Source organism: Mycobacterium parascrofulaceum ATCC BAA-614 (genome assembly GCF_000164135.1).
GTDB classification, from domain to species: Bacteria; Actinomycetota; Actinomycetes; order Mycobacteriales; family Mycobacteriaceae; genus Mycobacterium; species Mycobacterium parascrofulaceum.
Genome location: NZ_GG770632.1, coordinates 1 through 976 on the forward strand (window position 1 = coordinate 1; position 976 = coordinate 976).

Genomic DNA, 976 nt, shown 5'->3' on the forward strand with positions numbered 1-976 from the left:
CGCGCCCGGTGCGCGCCGCCGCGGCTGGCGCCGCTGGGTGCGCGCCGTCGCGTCGACGCTGGTGGTCGGCTCGCTGCTGGTCGGCATCGCGGCCGTGTGCGGGGCGGTCTGGTTCGACAGCCGGCTGCACCGCGACGACATCCTGACCGACTATCCCGGACGCCCCGGCCCCGGACGCGGCACGAACTGGTTGCTCGTCGGCTCCGACAGCCGCCAGGGGCTGAGCGCCGAACAGCAGGAGAACCTGGCCACCGGCGGTGACATCGGCAGTAGCCGGACCGACACGATACTGCTGGTGCACCTGCCCGAGCTGGGGTCCGGCGGACGGGTGACCATGGTTTCGCTACCGCGCGACTCCTACGTCCCGATCCCCGGCCACGGCCGGGACAAGATCAACGCCGCCTTCGCGATGGGCGGTGCGACCCTGCTGGCCCAGACCGTGGAGTTGGCCACCGGGCTGCGCCTCGACCACTACGCCGAGATCGGATTCGGCGGATTCGCCGGCGTGGTGGACGCGCTCGGCGGGGTGACGGTTTGCCCGACGGCGCCGCTCGACGACCCGTTGGCCGGCATCGACCTGCCGGCCGGGTGCCAAAAGCTCGACGGGCGCAACGCCCTCGGGTACGTCCGGACGCGCGACACCCCCCGGGCGGATCTGGACCGGATGGCGAATCAGCGGCAGTTCGTGGCGGCGCTGCTGCACGCGGCCGCCAGTCCCGCGGTGTGGCTCAACCCGTGGCGCTGGTACTCGGTGCCGCGCGCGGTCGCCGACGCCCTGACCGTGGACCGCGGCGACCACGTCTGGGACCTGCTCCGCCTCGGCTGGGGGCTGCACGGCTCCCCCACCACGATGACCGTTCCGATCGGGGAGTTCACCAGCGGCGACGCCGGATCGGTGGTGGTGTGGAACCACGAGGCGGCCAGCCGGTTGTTCGAGGCGCTGGCCTCCGATGAGCCCGTCCCCGCCGCCCCGGCA

1 protein-coding gene is annotated in these 976 nt (G+C 73.6%); it reads left to right on the top strand.

The window, feature by feature from the left end; translation table 11 throughout:
* Positions 1–976 (top strand): LCP family protein (locus HMPREF0591_RS33595; RefSeq protein WP_007172642.1); only part of this gene is annotated, 976 nt, incomplete at both ends.